The sequence below is a fragment of the Kosakonia oryzendophytica genome, assembly GCF_900094925.1.
Taxonomy (GTDB): Bacteria; Pseudomonadota; Gammaproteobacteria; order Enterobacterales; family Enterobacteriaceae; genus Kosakonia; species Kosakonia oryzendophytica.
In genome coordinates this window covers 398,646-415,488 of sequence record NZ_FMAY01000002.1, presented here as the reverse complement: position 1 = coordinate 415,488, position 16,843 = coordinate 398,646, and the positions used below count along the sequence as shown (strand labels likewise).

The 16,843-nt window shown below is 53.1% G+C and carries 17 protein-coding genes and 3 tRNA genes; 8 read left to right on the top strand and 12 right to left on the bottom strand.

The genetic code is table 11. The annotated features are described in order from the left end of the window. Positions 1-29: 29 nt before the first annotated feature. The 3 genes from deoB to deoC all read right to left on the bottom strand — a co-directional run bounded on the left by deoB (position 30) and on the right by deoC (position 3,503). The gene (gene deoB / locus GA0061071_RS05150; RefSeq protein ID WP_088237356.1) at positions 30-1,253 is read right to left on the bottom strand and encodes a phosphopentomutase; all 1,224 of its coding nucleotides are present in this window, start codon (positions 1,251-1,253) and stop codon (positions 30-32) included. A gap of 51 nt (positions 1,254-1,304) precedes the next feature. Continuing rightward, on the bottom strand, positions 1,305-2,627 hold the full coding sequence (deoA, locus tag GA0061071_RS05145) for a thymidine phosphorylase (protein WP_088237355.1): 1,323 nt from the start codon (positions 2,625-2,627) through the stop codon (positions 1,305-1,307). A 96-nt stretch (positions 2,628-2,723) separates the two neighbouring features. After that, on the bottom strand, positions 2,724-3,503 hold the full coding sequence (gene deoC, locus GA0061071_RS05140) for a deoxyribose-phosphate aldolase (RefSeq protein WP_061497882.1): 780 nt from the start codon (positions 3,501-3,503) through the stop codon (positions 2,724-2,726). 252 nt (positions 3,504-3,755) lie between these two features. Between deoC and GA0061071_RS05135 the strand changes: the two genes are divergently transcribed. Continuing rightward, a complete protein-coding gene (locus tag GA0061071_RS05135) occupies positions 3,756-5,306 on the top strand; it encodes a YjjI family glycine radical enzyme (protein ID WP_088237354.1) in 1,551 nt (516 codons plus the stop codon). Then, complete coding sequence (locus tag GA0061071_RS05130) at positions 5,278-6,141, top strand: YjjW family glycine radical enzyme activase (RefSeq protein WP_088237353.1); 864 nt, start codon at positions 5,278-5,280, stop codon at positions 6,139-6,141. The genes GA0061071_RS05135 and GA0061071_RS05130 overlap by 29 nt, the downstream gene beginning before the upstream one ends. Here the strand turns inward: GA0061071_RS05130 and GA0061071_RS05125 are convergent. The 8 genes from GA0061071_RS05125 to GA0061071_RS05090 form a co-directional block, all read right to left on the bottom strand. Further along, positions 6,130-6,912 carry a TatD family hydrolase gene (locus tag GA0061071_RS05125; RefSeq protein WP_088237352.1) on the bottom strand — a complete coding sequence of 261 codons (783 nt, stop codon included), beginning with the start codon at positions 6,910-6,912 and terminating at the stop codon, positions 6,130-6,132. The genes GA0061071_RS05130 and GA0061071_RS05125 overlap by 12 nt on opposite strands. Beyond that, positions 6,909-7,973, bottom strand: a complete 1,065-nt coding sequence (locus GA0061071_RS05120) for a patatin-like phospholipase family protein (RefSeq protein ID WP_061497889.1) — start codon at positions 7,971-7,973, stop codon at positions 6,909-6,911. The genes GA0061071_RS05125 and GA0061071_RS05120 overlap by 4 nt, the downstream gene beginning before the upstream one ends. A 118-nt stretch (positions 7,974-8,091) precedes the next feature. Beyond that, positions 8,092-8,253, bottom strand: a complete 162-nt coding sequence (locus tag GA0061071_RS05115) for a DUF1328 domain-containing protein (protein WP_007373037.1) — start codon at positions 8,251-8,253, stop codon at positions 8,092-8,094. A 128-nt stretch (positions 8,254-8,381) separates the two neighbouring features. Next, positions 8,382-8,999, bottom strand: coding sequence for a molecular chaperone OsmY (osmY, locus tag GA0061071_RS05110; protein WP_061497892.1), 618 nt, complete (start codon positions 8,997-8,999; stop codon positions 8,382-8,384). A 385-nt stretch (positions 9,000-9,384) separates the two neighbouring features. Next, positions 9,385-10,974: a peptide chain release factor 3 gene (gene prfC, locus GA0061071_RS05105; RefSeq protein WP_061497893.1), complete on the bottom strand. Its 1,590-nt coding sequence runs from the start codon at positions 10,972-10,974 to the stop codon at positions 9,385-9,387. Between the two features lie 92 nt (positions 10,975-11,066). Beyond that, positions 11,067-11,744 (bottom strand): pyrimidine 5'-nucleotidase, encoded by a 678-nt coding sequence (gene yjjG / locus GA0061071_RS05100; RefSeq protein WP_061497896.1) that lies wholly within the window; start codon positions 11,742-11,744, stop codon positions 11,067-11,069. 16 nt (positions 11,745-11,760) lie between these two features. Then, positions 11,761-12,201, bottom strand: coding sequence for a ribosomal protein S18-alanine N-acetyltransferase (gene rimI, locus GA0061071_RS05095; protein WP_061497898.1), 441 nt, complete (start codon positions 12,199-12,201; stop codon positions 11,761-11,763). After that, entirely contained in the window at positions 12,170-12,583 is a 414-nt protein-coding gene (locus GA0061071_RS05090) for a DNA polymerase III subunit psi (protein WP_061497900.1), read from the bottom strand. Before GA0061071_RS05090 ends, rimI begins: the two co-directional genes overlap by 32 nt. A 261-nt stretch (positions 12,584-12,844) precedes the next feature. On the opposite strand from GA0061071_RS05090, the gene rsmC reads away from it, so the two are divergent. The 4 genes from rsmC to GA0061071_RS05070 all read left to right on the top strand — a co-directional run bounded on the left by rsmC (position 12,845) and on the right by GA0061071_RS05070 (position 14,356). After that, a complete protein-coding gene (rsmC, locus tag GA0061071_RS05085) occupies positions 12,845-13,873 on the top strand; it encodes a 16S rRNA (guanine(1207)-N(2))-methyltransferase RsmC (RefSeq protein ID WP_061497902.1) in 1,029 nt (342 codons plus the stop codon). Positions 13,874-14,039: 166 nt separating this feature from the next. After that, a tRNA-Leu gene (locus GA0061071_RS05080) sits at positions 14,040-14,126 on the top strand. A gap of 28 nt (positions 14,127-14,154) precedes the next feature. Beyond that, positions 14,155-14,241 (top strand) — tRNA-Leu (locus tag GA0061071_RS05075). Positions 14,242-14,269: 28 nt separating this feature from the next. Further along, positions 14,270-14,356 (top strand) — tRNA-Leu (locus tag GA0061071_RS05070). Between the two features lie 33 nt (positions 14,357-14,389). Here the strand turns inward: GA0061071_RS05070 and GA0061071_RS05065 are convergent. Continuing rightward, a complete protein-coding gene (locus GA0061071_RS05065) occupies positions 14,390-14,668 on the bottom strand; it encodes a DUF1435 domain-containing protein (protein ID WP_088237350.1) in 279 nt (92 codons plus the stop codon). A gap of 216 nt (positions 14,669-14,884) precedes the next feature. Here GA0061071_RS05065 and GA0061071_RS05060 point away from each other — a divergent pair, with 216 nt between their 5' ends. Both GA0061071_RS05060 and fhuF read left to right on the top strand, forming a co-directional pair. Beyond that, positions 14,885-15,949 (top strand): GGDEF domain-containing protein, encoded by a 1,065-nt coding sequence (locus GA0061071_RS05060; RefSeq protein ID WP_061497906.1) that lies wholly within the window; start codon positions 14,885-14,887, stop codon positions 15,947-15,949. 102 nt (positions 15,950-16,051) lie between these two features. Next, positions 16,052-16,840, top strand: coding sequence for a siderophore-iron reductase FhuF (fhuF, locus tag GA0061071_RS05055; RefSeq protein ID WP_088237349.1), 789 nt, complete (start codon positions 16,052-16,054; stop codon positions 16,838-16,840). The last annotated feature ends 3 nt before the right edge of the window (positions 16,841-16,843 follow it).

Below are 16,843 nucleotides of genomic sequence, written 5' to 3'. Positions count from 1 at the left end.
CAAGGGCGGGAATATCCCGCCCAAAATCATCAGAACATGGCCTTGCCATATTCCATATCAGAGACACCGAAGTATTTCGCCAGCGTCTGGCCAATGTCCGCAAACGTTTCGCGGTGACCCAGCGAGCCAGGTTTCACTTTCGGACCGTAAACCAGTACCGGAATGTGCTCACGGGTATGATCGGTACCTTTCCAGGTCGGATCGCAACCGTGGTCCGCCGTCAGGATCAGGATATCGTCTTCGCCAACCAGCTCCATCAGTTCCGGCAAACGACGGTCGAACAGCTCCAGACCACCCGCATAACCGGCGACATCGCGACGATGGCCCCATGATGAGTCAAAATCAACGAAGTTAGTAAAGACGATGGTCTTATCACCCGCGTCTTTCATCTCTTTCACGGTTGCGTCAAACAGGGCATCCAGCCCGGTGGCTTTCACTTTTTTCGTAATGCCGCAGTTGGCATAGATGTCGGCAATTTTGCCAACGGAAACCACATGGCCCGCTTTCTCATCCACCAGTTTTTGCAGCACGGTGGCTGACGGTGGTTCCACCGCGAGATCATGACGGTTACCAGTGCGCTGGAAGTTACCCGCTTTATCACCAATAAACGGACGCGCAATCACACGACCAATGTTATAGCCGCCTTCGGTCAGCTCTTCACGGGCAATTTCACACAGTTCATACAGTTTATCGAGACCAAAGGTCTCTTCATGGCAAGCAATCTGGAACACCGAGTCCGCCGAGGTGTAGAAAATCGGTTTGCCGGTTTTCATGTGCTCTTCACCCAGTTGATCGAGGATCACCGTACCGGAAGAGTGGCAGTTGCCGAGATAACCTGGCAGGTTAGCGCGCGCCACCAGTTTATCCAGCAGTTCCTGCGGGAAGCTGTTTTCGGTGTCGCTAAAGTAACCCCAGTCAAACAGCACCGGTACACCGGCGATTTCCCAGTGACCAGACGGCGTATCTTTACCGGAAGAGAGTTCGTGCGCCCAGGCATAAGCCCCGACGATTTCCGCATTGGCGTCCATCCCAGCAGGGATAAAACCCGTTGCCCCTTCATGTGCCTTTGCCAGGCCCAGGCGGGTAAGGTTGGGTAAGTTCAGCGGACCTTTACGTCCGGTGTCGGCTTCCCCTTTAGCACAGACTTCAGCAATATGACCGAGGGTATCGGAACCCACGTCGCCAAAGCGATCCGCGTCTTCAGTCGCGCCGATGCCGAATGAGTCCAGCACCATAATAAATGCACGTTTCATATGTTCTCCGTACCTTGTGCTTTGTAAAAAAGCGATCAGATCAGTATATCGCTATTCGGTGATGCGGCGATAGACCGTCGGTGTCTCTTTTGGCGCACTGTCGCCAATCACAATCGCGGCTTTAACGGCTTGTGCCGCATCCTGCCAGCTTGCTTCGTCTTTTGCATGAATCACTGCCAGCGGTCGCTGGCCATCCACGCACTCGCCCAAACGGGCCATCTCTGTAAAGCCAACGCTGTAATCGATGCTGTCTGTAGCCTGGCGACGACCGCCGCCCATCGACACCACCGCCATGCCCAGCGCGCGGGTATCCATGGCGCTGATAAACCCTTCATCTTCGGCATAAACCGCTTTGCTCAGCGTCGCGGTCGGCAGGTATTTGGCGTAATTTTCCACGAAATCGACCGGGCCTTTCTGTGCGGCAACCATGCGGCCAAATACCTCCGCAGCTTTGCCGTTATCCAGCACCGTCTGCAACTTCGCCCGCGCCTCGGCATCGTCTTTCGCCAGTTTGCCGGAGATCAGCATCTCCACGCACAGCGCCATCGTCACATCAAACAGTCGTGGATTGCGATATTCACCGGTCAGGAACTGCACGGCTTCGCGCACTTCCACTGCGTTACCCGCACTGGACGCCAGCACCTGATTCATATCGGTCAGCAGCGCAGTCGTTCGCACGCCAGCGCCATTGGCTACGCCCACGATCGCCTCCGCCAGTTGTTCGGAAAGGGCATATGTCGGCATAAATGCGCCGCTGCCAACTTTCACATCCATGACCAGCGCATCCAGGCTTTCTGCCAGTTTTTTGGCCAGAATCGATGCCGTGATCAACGGAATAGAGTCCACCGTCGCGGTAATGTCGCGGGTGGCATAAAAACGTTTATCCGCCGGCGCAAGGGAGTTGGTCTGCCCGATGATCGCTACACCAACCTCTTTGATGATGTCCCGGAAGCGCTGGTCGTCCGGGAAGATGTCAAACCCCGGAATGGCTTCCAGTTTGTCGAGCGTGCCACCAGTATGGCCCAGGCCGCGCCCGGAGATCATCGGAATATAGCCACCGCAGGCCGCCACCATGGGGCCGAGCATCAACGATGTCACGTCGCCAACACCGCCGGTGGAGTGCTTGTCGACCACCGGACCGTTGAGATCAAGCTGTTTCCAATCCAGAACGGTGCCCGAATCCCGCATCGCCATGGTCAGCGACACGCGTTCCGGCATGGTCATATCGTGGAAGAAAATGGTCATGGCGAGGGCGGCAATCTGCCCTTCGGAAACGGTGTTATCGCGAATTCCGTTGATAAAGAAACGGATTTCTTCATCACTCAGCGCGAGACCATCGCGTTTTTTTCGAATAATTTCTTGAGCGAGAAACATGGTACCCCCTGAGGAATGAGAGGACCGGGCCACGGAACCGGCCCGGCGAAATACAGGTTTGGTCAGCCTGATAAGCGAAGCGCCATCAGGCAATCATCAGTAGCTACTGGCGCTTTTACCGTCGCCGTGGCCCAGCGCTTTCAGCAAGCTTGCCAGCAGGCTGGACGCGCCAAAACGGTAGTGGCGGGCATCAGCCCAATCCGCGCCAAACAGCTCGTCGGCAATCGCCAGATACTGTTGCGCATCTTCTGCCGTACGTACGCCGCCTGCGGGTTTAAAACCGACGGTTTTCTCAACGCCCATATCGCGGATCACTTCCAGCATAATACGCGCACTTTCCGGGGTGGCATTCACCGGCACTTTGCCGGTAGAGGTTTTGATGAAATCTGCACCAGCTTTGATAGAAATTTCAGAGGCTTTACGGATCAGCGCTTCCTCTTTCAATTCACCGGTTTCGATGATCACTTTCAGCAACACGTTCGCCGCTGCGCATGCCTCTTTACAGGCCTTAACCAGATCAAAACCAATCTGTTCGTTTCCGGCAATCAGCGCGCGGTACGGAAACACCACATCAACTTCATCAGCGCCATAAGCAATGGCTGCACGGGTTTCAGCCAGCGCGATATCAAGATCATCATTACCGTGTGGAAAGTTCGTGACCGTCGCGATGCGCACATCCGGCGTACCTTGCGCGTTCAGAGTCTTACGCGCAATCGGGATAAAACGCGGGTAAATACAAACCGCGGCCGTGTTGCCTACCGCTGTTTTCGCTTGATGGCACAGCGCGATGACTTTTTCATTGGTGTCATCGTCGTTCAGGGTTGTCAGGTCCATCAGTTTCAACGCACGCAGGCTGCTTGCAGTTAAATCAGTCATATTCTCTCCGACGGCGTAATGCCGATTTCTTGTTCGGGTCTGTTAATATTCTAACATTAACCCACCATTACACTTCGACACCCATCACAGTTAATGAAAACTGAATGCAGTTTTGCAAAACCATAATGAGACATTCATCAAATTATTAAGCTCAAAACAACCATGGTTGCGTTTCTGTAGGCAGGGATCAAAAGCGACAGACAGCGATTTTCTTAGACTCTCTGCACCACTTAAGGAAGGAGAGGAACGATAATGTCCGAGACTGTTGATCCTTTATCACTGTCGCGTTGCCAACAGATTGTCACCAGCCCAACGCTCACGGTGGAACAAAAACGCCATTTTCTCGCCCTGGAGGCGGAGAACAGCTTGCCCTATCCTGCTCTGCCAGAAGCCGCCCGTGCGGCGCTTGATGAGGGCGCTATCTGCGATATGTTTGAGGGACATGCCCCGTACAAACCACGCTACGTTCTGCCTGATTACGCCAAATTCCTTGCCAACGGTTCCGCCTGGCTGGAACTGGAAGGCGCTCAGGATCTGGATGACGCTCTCTCGCTGTTGACCATCCTTTATCACCATGTTCCGTCGGTAACCTCCATGCCGGTTTACCTCGGGCAACTGGATGCCCTGCTGCAACCATATGTTAGAATTCTAACACAAGAAGAAGTCGATATCCGAATAAAACGTTTCTGGCGCTATCTCGACAGAACTCTGCCGGATGCGTTTATGCACGCCAATATTGGACCATATGACACGCCCATTACCCGCGCCATTTTGCGCGCGGATGCCGATCTACAGCAGGTTTCACCCAACCTCACCTTTATTTATGATCCGCAAATCACCCCTGATGACCTGCTGCTGACTGTTGCGAAAAATATCTGTACTTGCAGCAAACCGCATATTGCGAATGGTCCGGTGAATGATAATATTTTCACAAAAGGCGGTTATGGCATCGTCAGTTGTTACAATTCCCTGCCTCTGGGCGGCGGCGGTAGCACACTGGTGCGGCTCAATCTGAAAGTCATCGCTCAACGCAGTGACTCGCTGGAGGATTTTTTCAGCCGCCAGCTTCCCCACTACTGCCGTCAACAAATCGCCATCATTGATGCCCGCTGTGACTTTCTCTACCAGCAATCTGGTTTCTTTGAGCATAGCTTCCTGGCGCGGGAGGGTCTGATCGACGCCAATCGTTTTGTGCCCATGTTTGGTATGTATGGGTTAGCAGAAGCGGTAAACGTTCTGTGTGAGAAAAGCCTGCCGGGCGCACGCTACGGCAAAGATGAACAAGCCAACGCCCTTGGCTACCGCATAAGCAAACAACTGGCGGATTTTGTAGAAAACACGCCGGTGAAACATGGCTGGCGACAACGCGCGATGTTACATGCGCAGTCCGGCATCAGCTCCGATGTGGGTACTACGCCGGGGGCGCGTCTGCCGTATGGCGAGGAGCCAGATCCGATCACACATTTACTGACCGTCGCGCCGCACCACGCATGGTACAAGGCAGGTATCAGCGACATTTTGACGCTCGATGAGACCATCAAGCGTAACCCACAAGCGCTGGTGCAATTGTGCCTTGGCGCATTCAAAGCGGGGATGCGCGAGTTCACCGCTAATGTGCAGGGCAACGACCTGGTGCGGGTCACCGGTTATATGGTCCGCCTCTCGGATCTGGAAAAATACCGCGCCGAGGGTTCACGAACGAATACCACCTGGTTGGGTGAAGAAGCTGCACGCAACACACACATCCTTGAACGACAACCCCGCGTAATAAGCTATGAACAGCAGATGCGCTTTCGTCAGTAAGATCATCCCCTTTTCCTGCGTCGACGGTCCGGGAAGCCGCCTGGCGTTGTTCTTACAGGGCTGCAATATGCGCTGTAAGAACTGCCATAATCCGTGGACAATCGGGCGTTGTAATCACTGTGGTGAATGCGTGCTCACTTGCCCACATCAGGCATTAACGCTGGCGGGCGGCCAGGTTCAGTGGCATGCGCATATTTGCCAGCAGTGCGACACCTGTCTGCATGGGTGCCCACAACAGGCCACGCCCATGGCGCAGCTAATGAGTGTGGACGCCGTACTGGCTCACATCCGTAACGCCGCACTGTTTATTGAAGGCCTCACGGTAAGCGGCGGCGAAGCCACGTTGCAGCTACCGTTTCTGCATGCGCTGTTTACCGCAATGCGTGCGGATCCGTCATTACACCATCTGAAAAATCTGGTGGACAGCAATGGTCTGCTCAGTGAAACCGGCTGGCGTAAGCTGTTACCGGTGTGTGATGGCGCAATGATCGATCTGAAAGCCTGGAGCAACGAGCATCACCGTTTTCTTACCGGGCGAGAGAATACGCAGGTAAAAACCAGTCTGCGCCTGCTGGCAGCCGAAAATAAGCTTGTGGAGCTGCGCCTGCTACTGATCCCGGAGCACTGCGATTATCTGACGCACATTGATGCGCTTACCGCGTTTATCCACCAGTTAGGGAATGTGCCCGTACGTCTGAATGCGTTTCATCGCCACGGCGTTTACGGCACGGCAGCAACATGGCGCAGCGCAACTGCCGACGATATTGAACCCCTTGCCGACGCGCTGCTGGCACGTGGCGTCACAACGGTGCTGCTCCCGGCGCTATACCTCTAATGAAAAGAGCTGGCGCGTATTCTCCAGCAACGCGTGTGCGATGACATCGGGTGCTTCCGGGCGCAGTTCACAGAGTGTGTCAAAGACCCGCGCCGCCTGTTCCGGACGATTAGGTTGCCCCTGAAAACCATTGAGCGGCATATCCGGGGCATCGGTTTCCAGCAACAGCGCAGACAACGGTAAACGCGCCATAACGTCGCGGGTTTTACTGGCGCGCGGATAGGTTATGGTGCCACCCACGCCGATGCAGTAGCCCAATTCAATAAAGCGCTGCGCCTGCTGTAAACTTCCGGCAAAGCCATGCACCACGCCCCGGCGCGGCAGATCCTGTTTTTTCAGATGCATCGCCAGTTTGTCATGGGTACGACGGGAGTGGAGGATCACCGGTAAATCGAAGCGTTTCGCCAGTTGTAGTTGCGCATCCAGAAACTGCTGCTGGCGACTAAACTGCGGATCATCACGGTACAGATCGAGGCCAATCTCCCCTATCGCCACCACCTTTTCCGGCTTTGCGGCAAGGTAATGCGCCAGTTTTTCAAGGCTTTCCGACGTATGTGCTTCAATTACAATCGGGTGCAGCCCCAGCGCGGCGTAGAGCGCGGTGTGCTGAGAAGCCAAATCACAAACGCGGGCAAAGTAGTCTGCACGGATGGCCGGAACAATAATACGCTCAACGCCCACCTCGGCTGCGCGGGCAATGCTGGCGGCTTCATCTCCGGTAAAGGGCGGAAAATCAAAATGGCAGTGCGTATCGATAAAGCGAAAACTCACGCCGTATCCTCTTTATTAATGGGAAAATCATTGGCTTGCGGTGCAATAACCAGCGGCGTATCAATAGCATCGTTAGCCACCGGTGCTGGCGGCACCACACGGGTCGCAGGCACGGGCGGGTGGCGCATGATCGGCGGCGTCTCCGCCAGCAGTTTACCCACCGTAGCGAGGAAATAGCGCCCGCACAACCGGCCAAGTTTATAGTCGTCGCGCAGCGCAGGTAAACGGCTGCCTAATGCCATGCTATGCAACAGTTTTGGAGGATAGATTTCGAAAATACGCAGCTTACCCGGCGGGGTTTCGATAAATTTCTGAATCGCTAAATAGCTTTTCTCATGATGCTGCACCAGATTGACCAGCGACTGAAGACTGCTTTCTCCCAACCAGCGTTCCATCCGCTTAAACCACTGCGGCGTATAGTACATCTGCGAGGGCACCGTGCGGATCACCACGATCGTTTTTGCTCCGCGTTTCGCCGCTTCCTGCACCGGGATGGCATCGCTGACGCCGCCGTCCAGATAGTTTACCCCGTCCAGCATGACACCCGGACGGTAAAAGCCGGGGATAGCGCTGGAGGCGCGAATCAAATCCAGCCATGTTTGATGCGTCGGGGAGAAATATTCTGCCGTATAGTCATCCTGGCGACAGGCACACATATAAAAGGCCTTACCTGTGTCAAAGGCGCGGGCAGCGTGATCCATCGCCAGAGGCATCCGGCTTGATGTGGACTCGACCAGCCAGTCGAGATCGATAAGATTACCGCCACGGACAAACCGCACCGGATCAAAAAAGTCCCGTTTGGTGGTGTAGCGCATAATGACTTTGCGCGCATAGCCTGGCTGGTTACAAACATAGGCTGAAAGATTCTGCGCACCGGCAGACGTGCCAAAGTAGAGATCGAAAGGGTTAAATTCCGCGCGCATAAACTCATCCAGCACCCCGGCGGTGAAAATGCCACGCTGACCGCCGCCTTCGCATACCAGTGCGAGACGACCGGGACGAAATGGTTTTAACGCCAGCGGCGCAATGTTGCCGAGCGTTACGGGAATATACTGCCCCACTCTGCTTTCCTTTCTGATGCGTTATCGCACAAAGTAACGCAATTATTCCCCTGCTGATACAGCAAAGCCAGTCACAGGGACTGGCTTTAATGTAACCGAAATTTAAGCGCGTAATACGCTATGGACGCCGGCGGCCCATGAACAGGCTAACCAGGAACAAGATAATACCGACGATGAAGACAATTTTTGCTGCGCCTGCGGCCGTACCTGCAAGACCACCAAAACCCAGGGCGGCGGCAATTAACGCGATAACCAGAAATATAATGCCCCAACGAAACATAAGACTCTCCTTAACCATAGTTAATGTCGACCGCTATAAAGTGAGCGCTCAGGATGCTCACTCGCGGTTTTCCGGGTACGTGTTGGTCATACCCGGCAAGCGCCGGGCTGTGACATTTTGAGGAACCGTTACTTAACTTTGAGATCGTTTTTCACGCTTTTAACGCCATCTATTGCTTTGGCGATACTTTCCGCGCGTTCACTTTGGGCTTGTGAATCTACCGTACCGGATAACTGCACCACACCATCAGTGGTTTCGACTTTCACCTTACGGGAAGGTACAACGTCGTCTGCCAGCAGTTTGGCTTTGATTTCACTGGTTGTTGCGGTATCACCCGCGTAACCTTTTACTGATTGATTTTTACCGTCACGAACGTGCAGCTTATCGCTGACGGACGCTACTCCTTCCACGCCTTTGGCCACGGCAACAGCCTGTTCAGCCTGCGCCTGGCTCTCAACAAAGCCGCTCAGCGTAACCACCTTTTTCTCGGTTTTGACGGAAATATCGGTGCTCTTAATGCTCTCATGATCCACCAGCGCCGCTTTTACTTTTGCGGTGATGGAGCTGTCATCCATGAAACCACCGACTTTATTCATAGAGCTATCGATTTTTTCGCCTGCACTGGACGCTGTGTTTTGCGCTTTGTCAGTGGTGGTATCTGCCGCGAGGACTGAACCACTTGCCAAAGCCGAGCCCAGCATCACAGCCAGCAGAGTTTTTGAAATCTTCAGTCTTGTCATAATCATCGATGTCATTCCTATTGGTTTGCCCACAATTTGGGCTACAAGCAGCAACAGTGGCTGCTCTACTGCTGTGGTGAATCTCACCCAGTTCAGAAATCAATGGCTTCGGTCACAACACCGTCACACATCGCCCTGATGCAGTTATTAATATCAATTCGCAATGGGAAGTGTGAATAAAAGACCATTAAACACGCAATGAACAGGACTTTTATCCACCCAACATGTCATCACTTTGTTAAATATAGATCACGCTTGCCAAAAAACCCGGACAAACGGTTAAAAAATGAGCAATAGAGGAAAAAACGGCAGGTTTTAAGAACTTTCCGCAACGGGCTAATAAGACAGGAAAAGTGATGGAGCACGGCGTACACCGTGCTCCGCGCAAGGATTAGTGCTCGCGGGTTTTATGGAAGGTGACGTCAGGATAACGTTCCTGAGTGAGGTTCAGGTTGACCATAGTTGGTGCGATATACGTCAGGTTATCGCCGCCATCAAGGGCCAGCTGAATTTCGTTTTTACGTTTGAACTCCTCAAATTTCTTCACGTCAGTGCCTTCAACCCAACGCGCGGTGGCGACGTTGACCGATTCGTACACCGCTTCCACGTTGTACTCGCTCTTCAGGCGTGACACCACCACATCGAACTGCAGCACACCGACTGCCCCAACAATCAGGTCGTTATTCGCAATCGGACGGAAGACCTGTACCGCACCTTCTTCAGAAAGCTGGACAAGACCTTTTAGCAATTGTTTCTGCTTCAGCGGATCGCGCAGACGGATACGGCGGAACAGTTCCGGGGCAAAGTTCGGAATGCCGGTGAATTTCATCATCTCACCCTGGGTGAAGGTATCGCCAATCTGAATGGTACCGTGGTTATGCAGGCCGATAATGTCGCCCGGATAGGCTTCTTCCACATGAGAGCGATCGCCCGCCATAAAAGTCAGCGCATCTGAGATCACCACATCTTTACCGGTACGCACCTGACGCAGTTTCATGCCCTTTTCATAACGCCCGGACACCACACGCATAAACGCCACGCGGTCGCGGTGTTTCGGATCCATATTGGCCTGGATTTTAAACACAAAACCGGTGAATTTTTCATCATTGGCAGTGACTTCACGGGTGTCGGTTTTACGCGGCATCGGCGCTGGTGCCCACTCCACCAGACCATCAAGCATGTGATCCACGCCAAAGTTACCCAGCGCGGTACCAAAAAATACCGGGGTCATTTCGCCGCTCAGGAACAGTTCTTTATCGAACTCGTTGGAAGCACCTTGCACCAGTTCCAGCTCATCACGCAGCTGTTGCGCCAGGTCTTCACCCACCGCGCTATCGAGGTCGGGGTTATTCAGCCCTTTAACAATGCGGACTTCCTGGATGGTGTGCCCTTTACCGGTCTGATAGAGGTAGGTTTCGTCTTTATAAAGATGGTAAACGCCCTTGAACAGTTTGCCGCAGCCAATGGGCCACGTGATCGGCGCACATGCAATCTTCAGTTCATTTTCCACTTCATCCAGCAGCTCCATCGGATCGCGGATGTCACGGTCAAGTTTGTTCATAAACGTCAGGATCGGCGTGTCGCGCAGACGGGTGACTTCCATCAGCTTACGCGTCCTGTCTTCAACGCCTTTTGCGGCATCAATCACCATCAGACAGCAGTCCACTGCCGTCAGCGTACGGTAGGTATCCTCGGAGAAGTCTTCGTGCCCGGGGGTATCCAGCAGGTTAACGAGACTGGTTTTATACGGGAACTGCATTACGGAGGTGGTAATGGAAATACCACGTTGCTTTTCCATCTCCATCCAGTCGGATTTTGCATGCTGGCTGGAACCACGGCCTTTTACCGTACCGGCAGTCTGGATCGCCTGTCCGAACAGCAACACCTTTTCAGTGATGGTGGTTTTACCGGCATCGGGGTGCGAGATGATAGCGAACGTACGGCGCTTCGCCACCTCTTGAAAATAAGGAGACAACGTCATAATGAAAATCTTCTGTGTAATTGCGCGGCCTCAGGCCACGCGATGAAATACGAAAAATGCGGCTATTGTACTCAACGGCTGAGTGCAGACAATCAATGTTTACACAGGAGATGCTCCAGTTCGGTTAGAGAGGTCACGGTCCAGGTTGGGTTAATACCTTCCGGTAAAGCGCGATCGTGCGCATTCAACCAGCAGGTCGACAGCCCGGCGTTATTCCCCCCCAGAATGTCTGATTCCGCCGTGTCGCCCACCATCAATACCCGCGCACGATCCGGGTTACCGGCCTGCTGCAGTGCGTAATCAAAGATTTTAGGATCGGGTTTGGCGACACCCACCTGTTCGGAAATCACTAATAAATCAAAATAGTCGCGAAGGCCGGTTCGTTCCAGGCGAATTTGCTGCAAGGCGGTAAATCCGTTGGTGATGATGCCAAGCTTCGCTTTGCCTCGCAGACTATCAAGCAGCGATACCGCCCCCGGCAATGGCGCGCAAATTTCGGCCATTGCGTTGAGAAACGCATCATTAAGCGAACCTGCAGGCACATTCAGACGCTCAGACCAGCCCTGAAAACGCTGATGCTGCAGTTGCAGAGCGCTAATCGCACCGTTCTGGTAATCCACCCATAGCGGTTTATTGACCGCCTGGTATTCGGCAAAGTCCTGATCGGTAAATGTCACGCTATAGTCAAGAAACATCCGTTGTAAGCCACCGAACGCGTCAAACGTAAACAGCGTTTCGTCAGCATCAAAGAGTATCCAGTCCCATTTCATTACATCACCTTTATTATCAGAGAGGCAGCGCCATAATTATCGCATCCTCGCGCCCGTTGGCCGTGGGGTAATAATTACGACGAATCGTCGCCTCGTTAAATCCTAAACTTTCGTACAGCGCGATCGCGCCGGTGTTGGAGGCCCGCACTTCCAGCCACAGCGTCAGTACGCCGCGGGATTCCAGTTCGCGGATGAGATGCTCCAACAGTTGTCGGCCAAATCCTTTACGTTGCCAGGCCGGATCGACGGCAATATTGAACAGCGTGGCCTCATCCAGCACGACCTGGGTGATGGCGAATGCCGCCATGTCATCACCCACCATCAGTCGATAGTTGAGATAGCGTTCACCTTGATTGCTGGCGAGTGTTTTTTCGCTCCAGGGGAAAGCATGCGCCCGGGTTTCAATCGCGTAAGCGCGGGCTAAATCAGTCGTGCTGAGGGAAGAAATCGTGTTCATGTTCGCAGATTTGTTGCCATAACGCGGCGCATGCCGCAGGGTTGCCGCGTAATTCATCGTACGGAGCCGTTGAGACTTGTGCTCCGCCCAGCACCAGCGGCCCATCAACGCCCAGCAACCAACTATTACACTGACTGCCGGGGGGTAACATCGCGACGCGATCCGGCGTCAATTGCAAGACCTGATCCGCAGTGATGGTCAACGCGCGCAAGACATCACTCACCAGCGGCTCAGTCAGTGCCGGCAGCGTGGACGCAACCATCACCAACCGGATATGCGCAGGCAACGAGATGGCGATCTCACCCTGCAACACCGCGGGATGGCGCAAAGTCCACTGGGTAATGCCCAGTTGCTGTAATTGCCAGTCGCGTCGGGAAGTCATAGCAAAACACTCCTGTATGTCAGGCGCGCAAATATAACAAACTCAGCGCCTGTTCGCCATTAAGACACAACCAACAAAGAGATAGCGTGAAGGATACTCACCCTGTACACACAATCATTCGCGATGCGTCGAGGCGGCAAGGATGAGGACCCCCCGGAGCTTATACCAGTAAGTGACAGGGGGCCAAAGACGACGCCAACAAAGAGGCAGCGTGAAGGATAACGTGTATAATCGCCGCCAGAATTTAACGAGGAACCCCCCATGTCCGCTTTTACCCCGGCAAGTGAAGTCTTGCTGCGCCACAGTGATGATTTCGAACCCAGCCGCATTCTTTTTGCCGGTGATTTGCAGGATGACCTGCCCGCTCGTCTGGACACCGCGGAAAGCCGCGCCTGGACTCAACAGTTTCACCAGTGGCAAACGCTAAGCCAGCAAATGGGCGAGCACGCTCGCTATAGTCTGGTTGCCGACAGCGCAACGGTTGGCGATTGCGATACGCTGGTTTATTACTGGCCGAAGAACAAACCGGAAGCACAGTTTCAGTTGATGAATCTGCTTTCCTTGCTGCCTGTGGGTGCCGACATATTCGTGGTCGGCGAGAACCGTAGCGGCGTACGCAGCGCTGAGCAGATGCTGGCAGAGTATTGCCCACTGAACAAAGTCGACAGTGCCCGCCGCTGCGGTTTGTATCATGGCCGCCTGGAAAAAACGCCAGCTTTCAACCCGGACGAATTCTGGGGTGAATATGCACTGGATGATTTGACCATTAAAACGCTACCGGGCGTGTTCAGCCGCGACGGGCTGGATGTCGGCAGCCAGCTGCTGTTGTCGACCTTTACCCCACATACTAAGGGCAAAGTGCTGGATGTAGGTTGCGGCGCAGGTGTCCTGGCGGCGGTACTGGCGAGCCACTCGCCGAAAGTGCGTCTGACGCTGTGCGACGTCTCTGCTCCGGCGGTAGAGGCCAGCCGCGCAACGCTGGCGGCGAACGGTTTCGAAGGGGATGTGTTTGCCAGCAACGTCTTCTCAGAAGTGACTGGCCGTTTCGATATGATCATCTCCAACCCGCCGTTCCACGATGGTTTGCAGACCAGTCAGGAAGCTGCACAGACGCTGATTCGCGGTGCCGTTCGCCACCTGAACAGTGGCGGTGAGTTGCGTATTGTCGCTAACGCCTTCCTGCCGTACCCGGATGTTCTGGATCAGACGTTTGGTTTCCATGAAGTCATTGCACAAACCGGCCGTTTTAAAGTCTACCGTACGGTGATGACACGCCAGGCGATAAAATAATCGCTGTTCCCGGTGGGTGCGACTCACCGGGTTACACTTCCTCTGCGTCTCAGCGCCCATTTTTACAGCAATCAGCTTCCGTTGGCTTAATTAACTGTTGACGAAAAGTTGAAAACATCTAGAATGCGCCTCCGTGGTAGCGATACTTCAAGAGTATCGATGGTATGCGAAGGTGGCGGAATTGGTAGACGCGCTAGCTTCAGGTGTTAGTGTCCTTACGGACGTGGGGGTTCAAGTCCCCCCCCTCGCACCATAAACCACACTGATATTGCTCGCACTGTGCGAAGGTGGCGGAATTGGTAGACGCGCTAGCTTCAGGTGTTAGTGTTCTTACGGACGTGGGGGTTCAAGTCCCCCCCCTCGCACCATAAAATTCTCTTAAAGTAAGATGACTGTGCGAAGGTGGCGGAATTGGTAGACGCGCTAGCTTCAGGTGTTAGTGTCCTTACGGACGTGGGGGTTCAAGTCCCCCCCCTCGCACCAGATATCTTATACCCTCCCTGTATGACTCTCCTGTTACAACATCATTTTCAAATTCATCAGCAGCAGCATCATTCCACCGACCAGCGCAACGCCTGAAGGTAGCAGCACAAAATGCCGTAAACGTTTGTGGTACAGCATTGCTGGCGTGAGCAACAGACCAAGCACAATGACTCCCCGCCAGGCGTTAACTGACAGATCGGCAAGCGCCAGAATGGCCACAACAATGCCTGGTAAGACAATCCCCCATCCACTCCCCAGCGCGCGCTGCAACATGCTTTCATCTCTCATATCGATAATGATAACCAATATCATATGATATGTTTTCTCATTTGTCAGCCCGATACGAAGCGTCAGTATGAAGATCACTCATCTTCTAATGACAGGCATTCAGTAAGGTGATAAATTAAGCGCCACTTAAATGAAAATCCAAATCACTAATTTTTCGCGATAACTGTTTCATCGCGTTACATTTTCTTTTTTTGACTATCAGCACGCCGTTAGATTACGGATAAACAACGATTTTTAGGTATGACATTACAAACCTGGCAATCTCTCTGTAACAAGAAATATCGATTGTCCCTGCGTCTATTTCTGTTACTCAATGCGATCTCAGCGCTGTTTTCCATCGCTCTGCCGCTCTCTCACCTGCGTATTCTGACGATCCCCGTATGCATCATTTTCGCGGCGAGCCTGGTGTTGCCAGTGCTACACCACTATTTTCCCAGCCGAAAAATTAATATCACCCTTATTGCGTTGATATTTGGCTGTCTATGGGCGTGGCATGTAATCACTAAAGTCAGATTAATAAATGATAATGCTGATGCCTTTCTACTGATCGCCTTGTTGAGCATCCTGTTTATAGGCACCATTGCATTTTCAAATAATATCCTCGCCTTTTTATTTCACTCGTTACCGGTATTCGTCAGCTGTTTGTGGCTAAGCAGTGGAGAGAACGAATTCAGAATGATCTACTCTTTTGCACTGCCGGTTTTGGGCATCTCTATTCAGCATGCAATTCAAAAGCGTAATGATCATTTTGCCCAGGCATTAATGAATCGGCTGATGCAGGAGCGCAAAACGCTCAATGATTTGAGCATGTTGGATCCGCTGACCGGTTTGTACAACCGTCGTGGTTTGCAGCATAAACTCGACAATATGCTGGCGGTAGATGATAGCCCTCGCTATGTGCTGCTTCTCGATATCGATCACTTTAAAGCTTATAACGATCATTACGGCCACATGATGGGGGATCAGGCGCTCATCCGTGTCTCTGCCGCCTTGCGCAATGCCGTACGCTCACGCGATATTGTTGCCCGCTTCGGTGGCGAAGAATTTATGATCCTGCTTAATAACGCAGAACAGGAAGATGCACGCCGTACCGCTGAACGTATTCGCCAGCAGGTGTATGACCTGAAAATTCCGCATATGTTTAATGAAAGCGTCGCCACAAACGTCACCGTCAGTATCGGGATTGCGCCATTGCTGGGTAATGATATCGAAGCGTCTCTTTCCCGTGCCGATAAAGCGCTGTATGAAGCCAAACATATGGGGCGCAACAACATCCTCGTAAGTGAAGAATTACAGCCCGCCTGAGGCGCTCCCGCGCTAACTTTACGATAAACACCTTGCTATCGATTTTATCCGTGGTTAGGATTAAAAATCATTATCATTTAGATTTCTTATCCTGCTACTGCCATGACTTCACGTACCGCAACGATTGCTGAAAATGCTACCTGGCGAGGGAGCCTCAACAATGAGCGCGATTCGCTGGCGAATGCCGTACGGGAAACTATCTCCAGCCATCGCGAATATCTGCTTGATTTTATTCATCTCAATGAACCCGCACCTTACCAAACCATGACGCTGGCAGAATGGTCGCGCAGTAGCGCGTTACAAACGCTTATTGCGACCTATTCCGATCATATTTATCGCAACCAGCTAACGCAGCCGCGGGAAAACAAGCCACTGTTATCACTATGGGCGCAATGGTATCTCGGGCTGATGGTACCGCCGTTGCTACTGGCGCTGTTGATGCAGGAACGCGCAATCGACCTTACACCTGAACATTTCCATGTCGAGTTTCACGAAACCGGCCGTGCCGCGTGTTTCTGGATTGATGTGCAGCCCGATGACGTATTAACGTCCTGTAACGATGCCCAACGAATTTCCGCGCTGACGACATACGCTATGCTCCCGGTCGTACAGGCGCTGGAAGCCACCGGAGACATCAACGGTAAGCTTATCTGGAGCAACACGGGCTATCTGATTAACTGGTGCCTGGGGGATATGATCCCCGTGCTTGGTGAGGGGCGTGTCGCAGCGCTGCGTCAGACCTGCTTCTTTGAAAAACAACTTGCTGATGGCAGCGACAACCCGCTGTGGCGCACCGTTGTGCTGCGGGACGGTGTACTGGTGCGCCGCACTTGCTGCCAGCGCTATCGTCTACCAGATGTCCAGCAGTGCGGCGACTGCACGTTAACATAAACA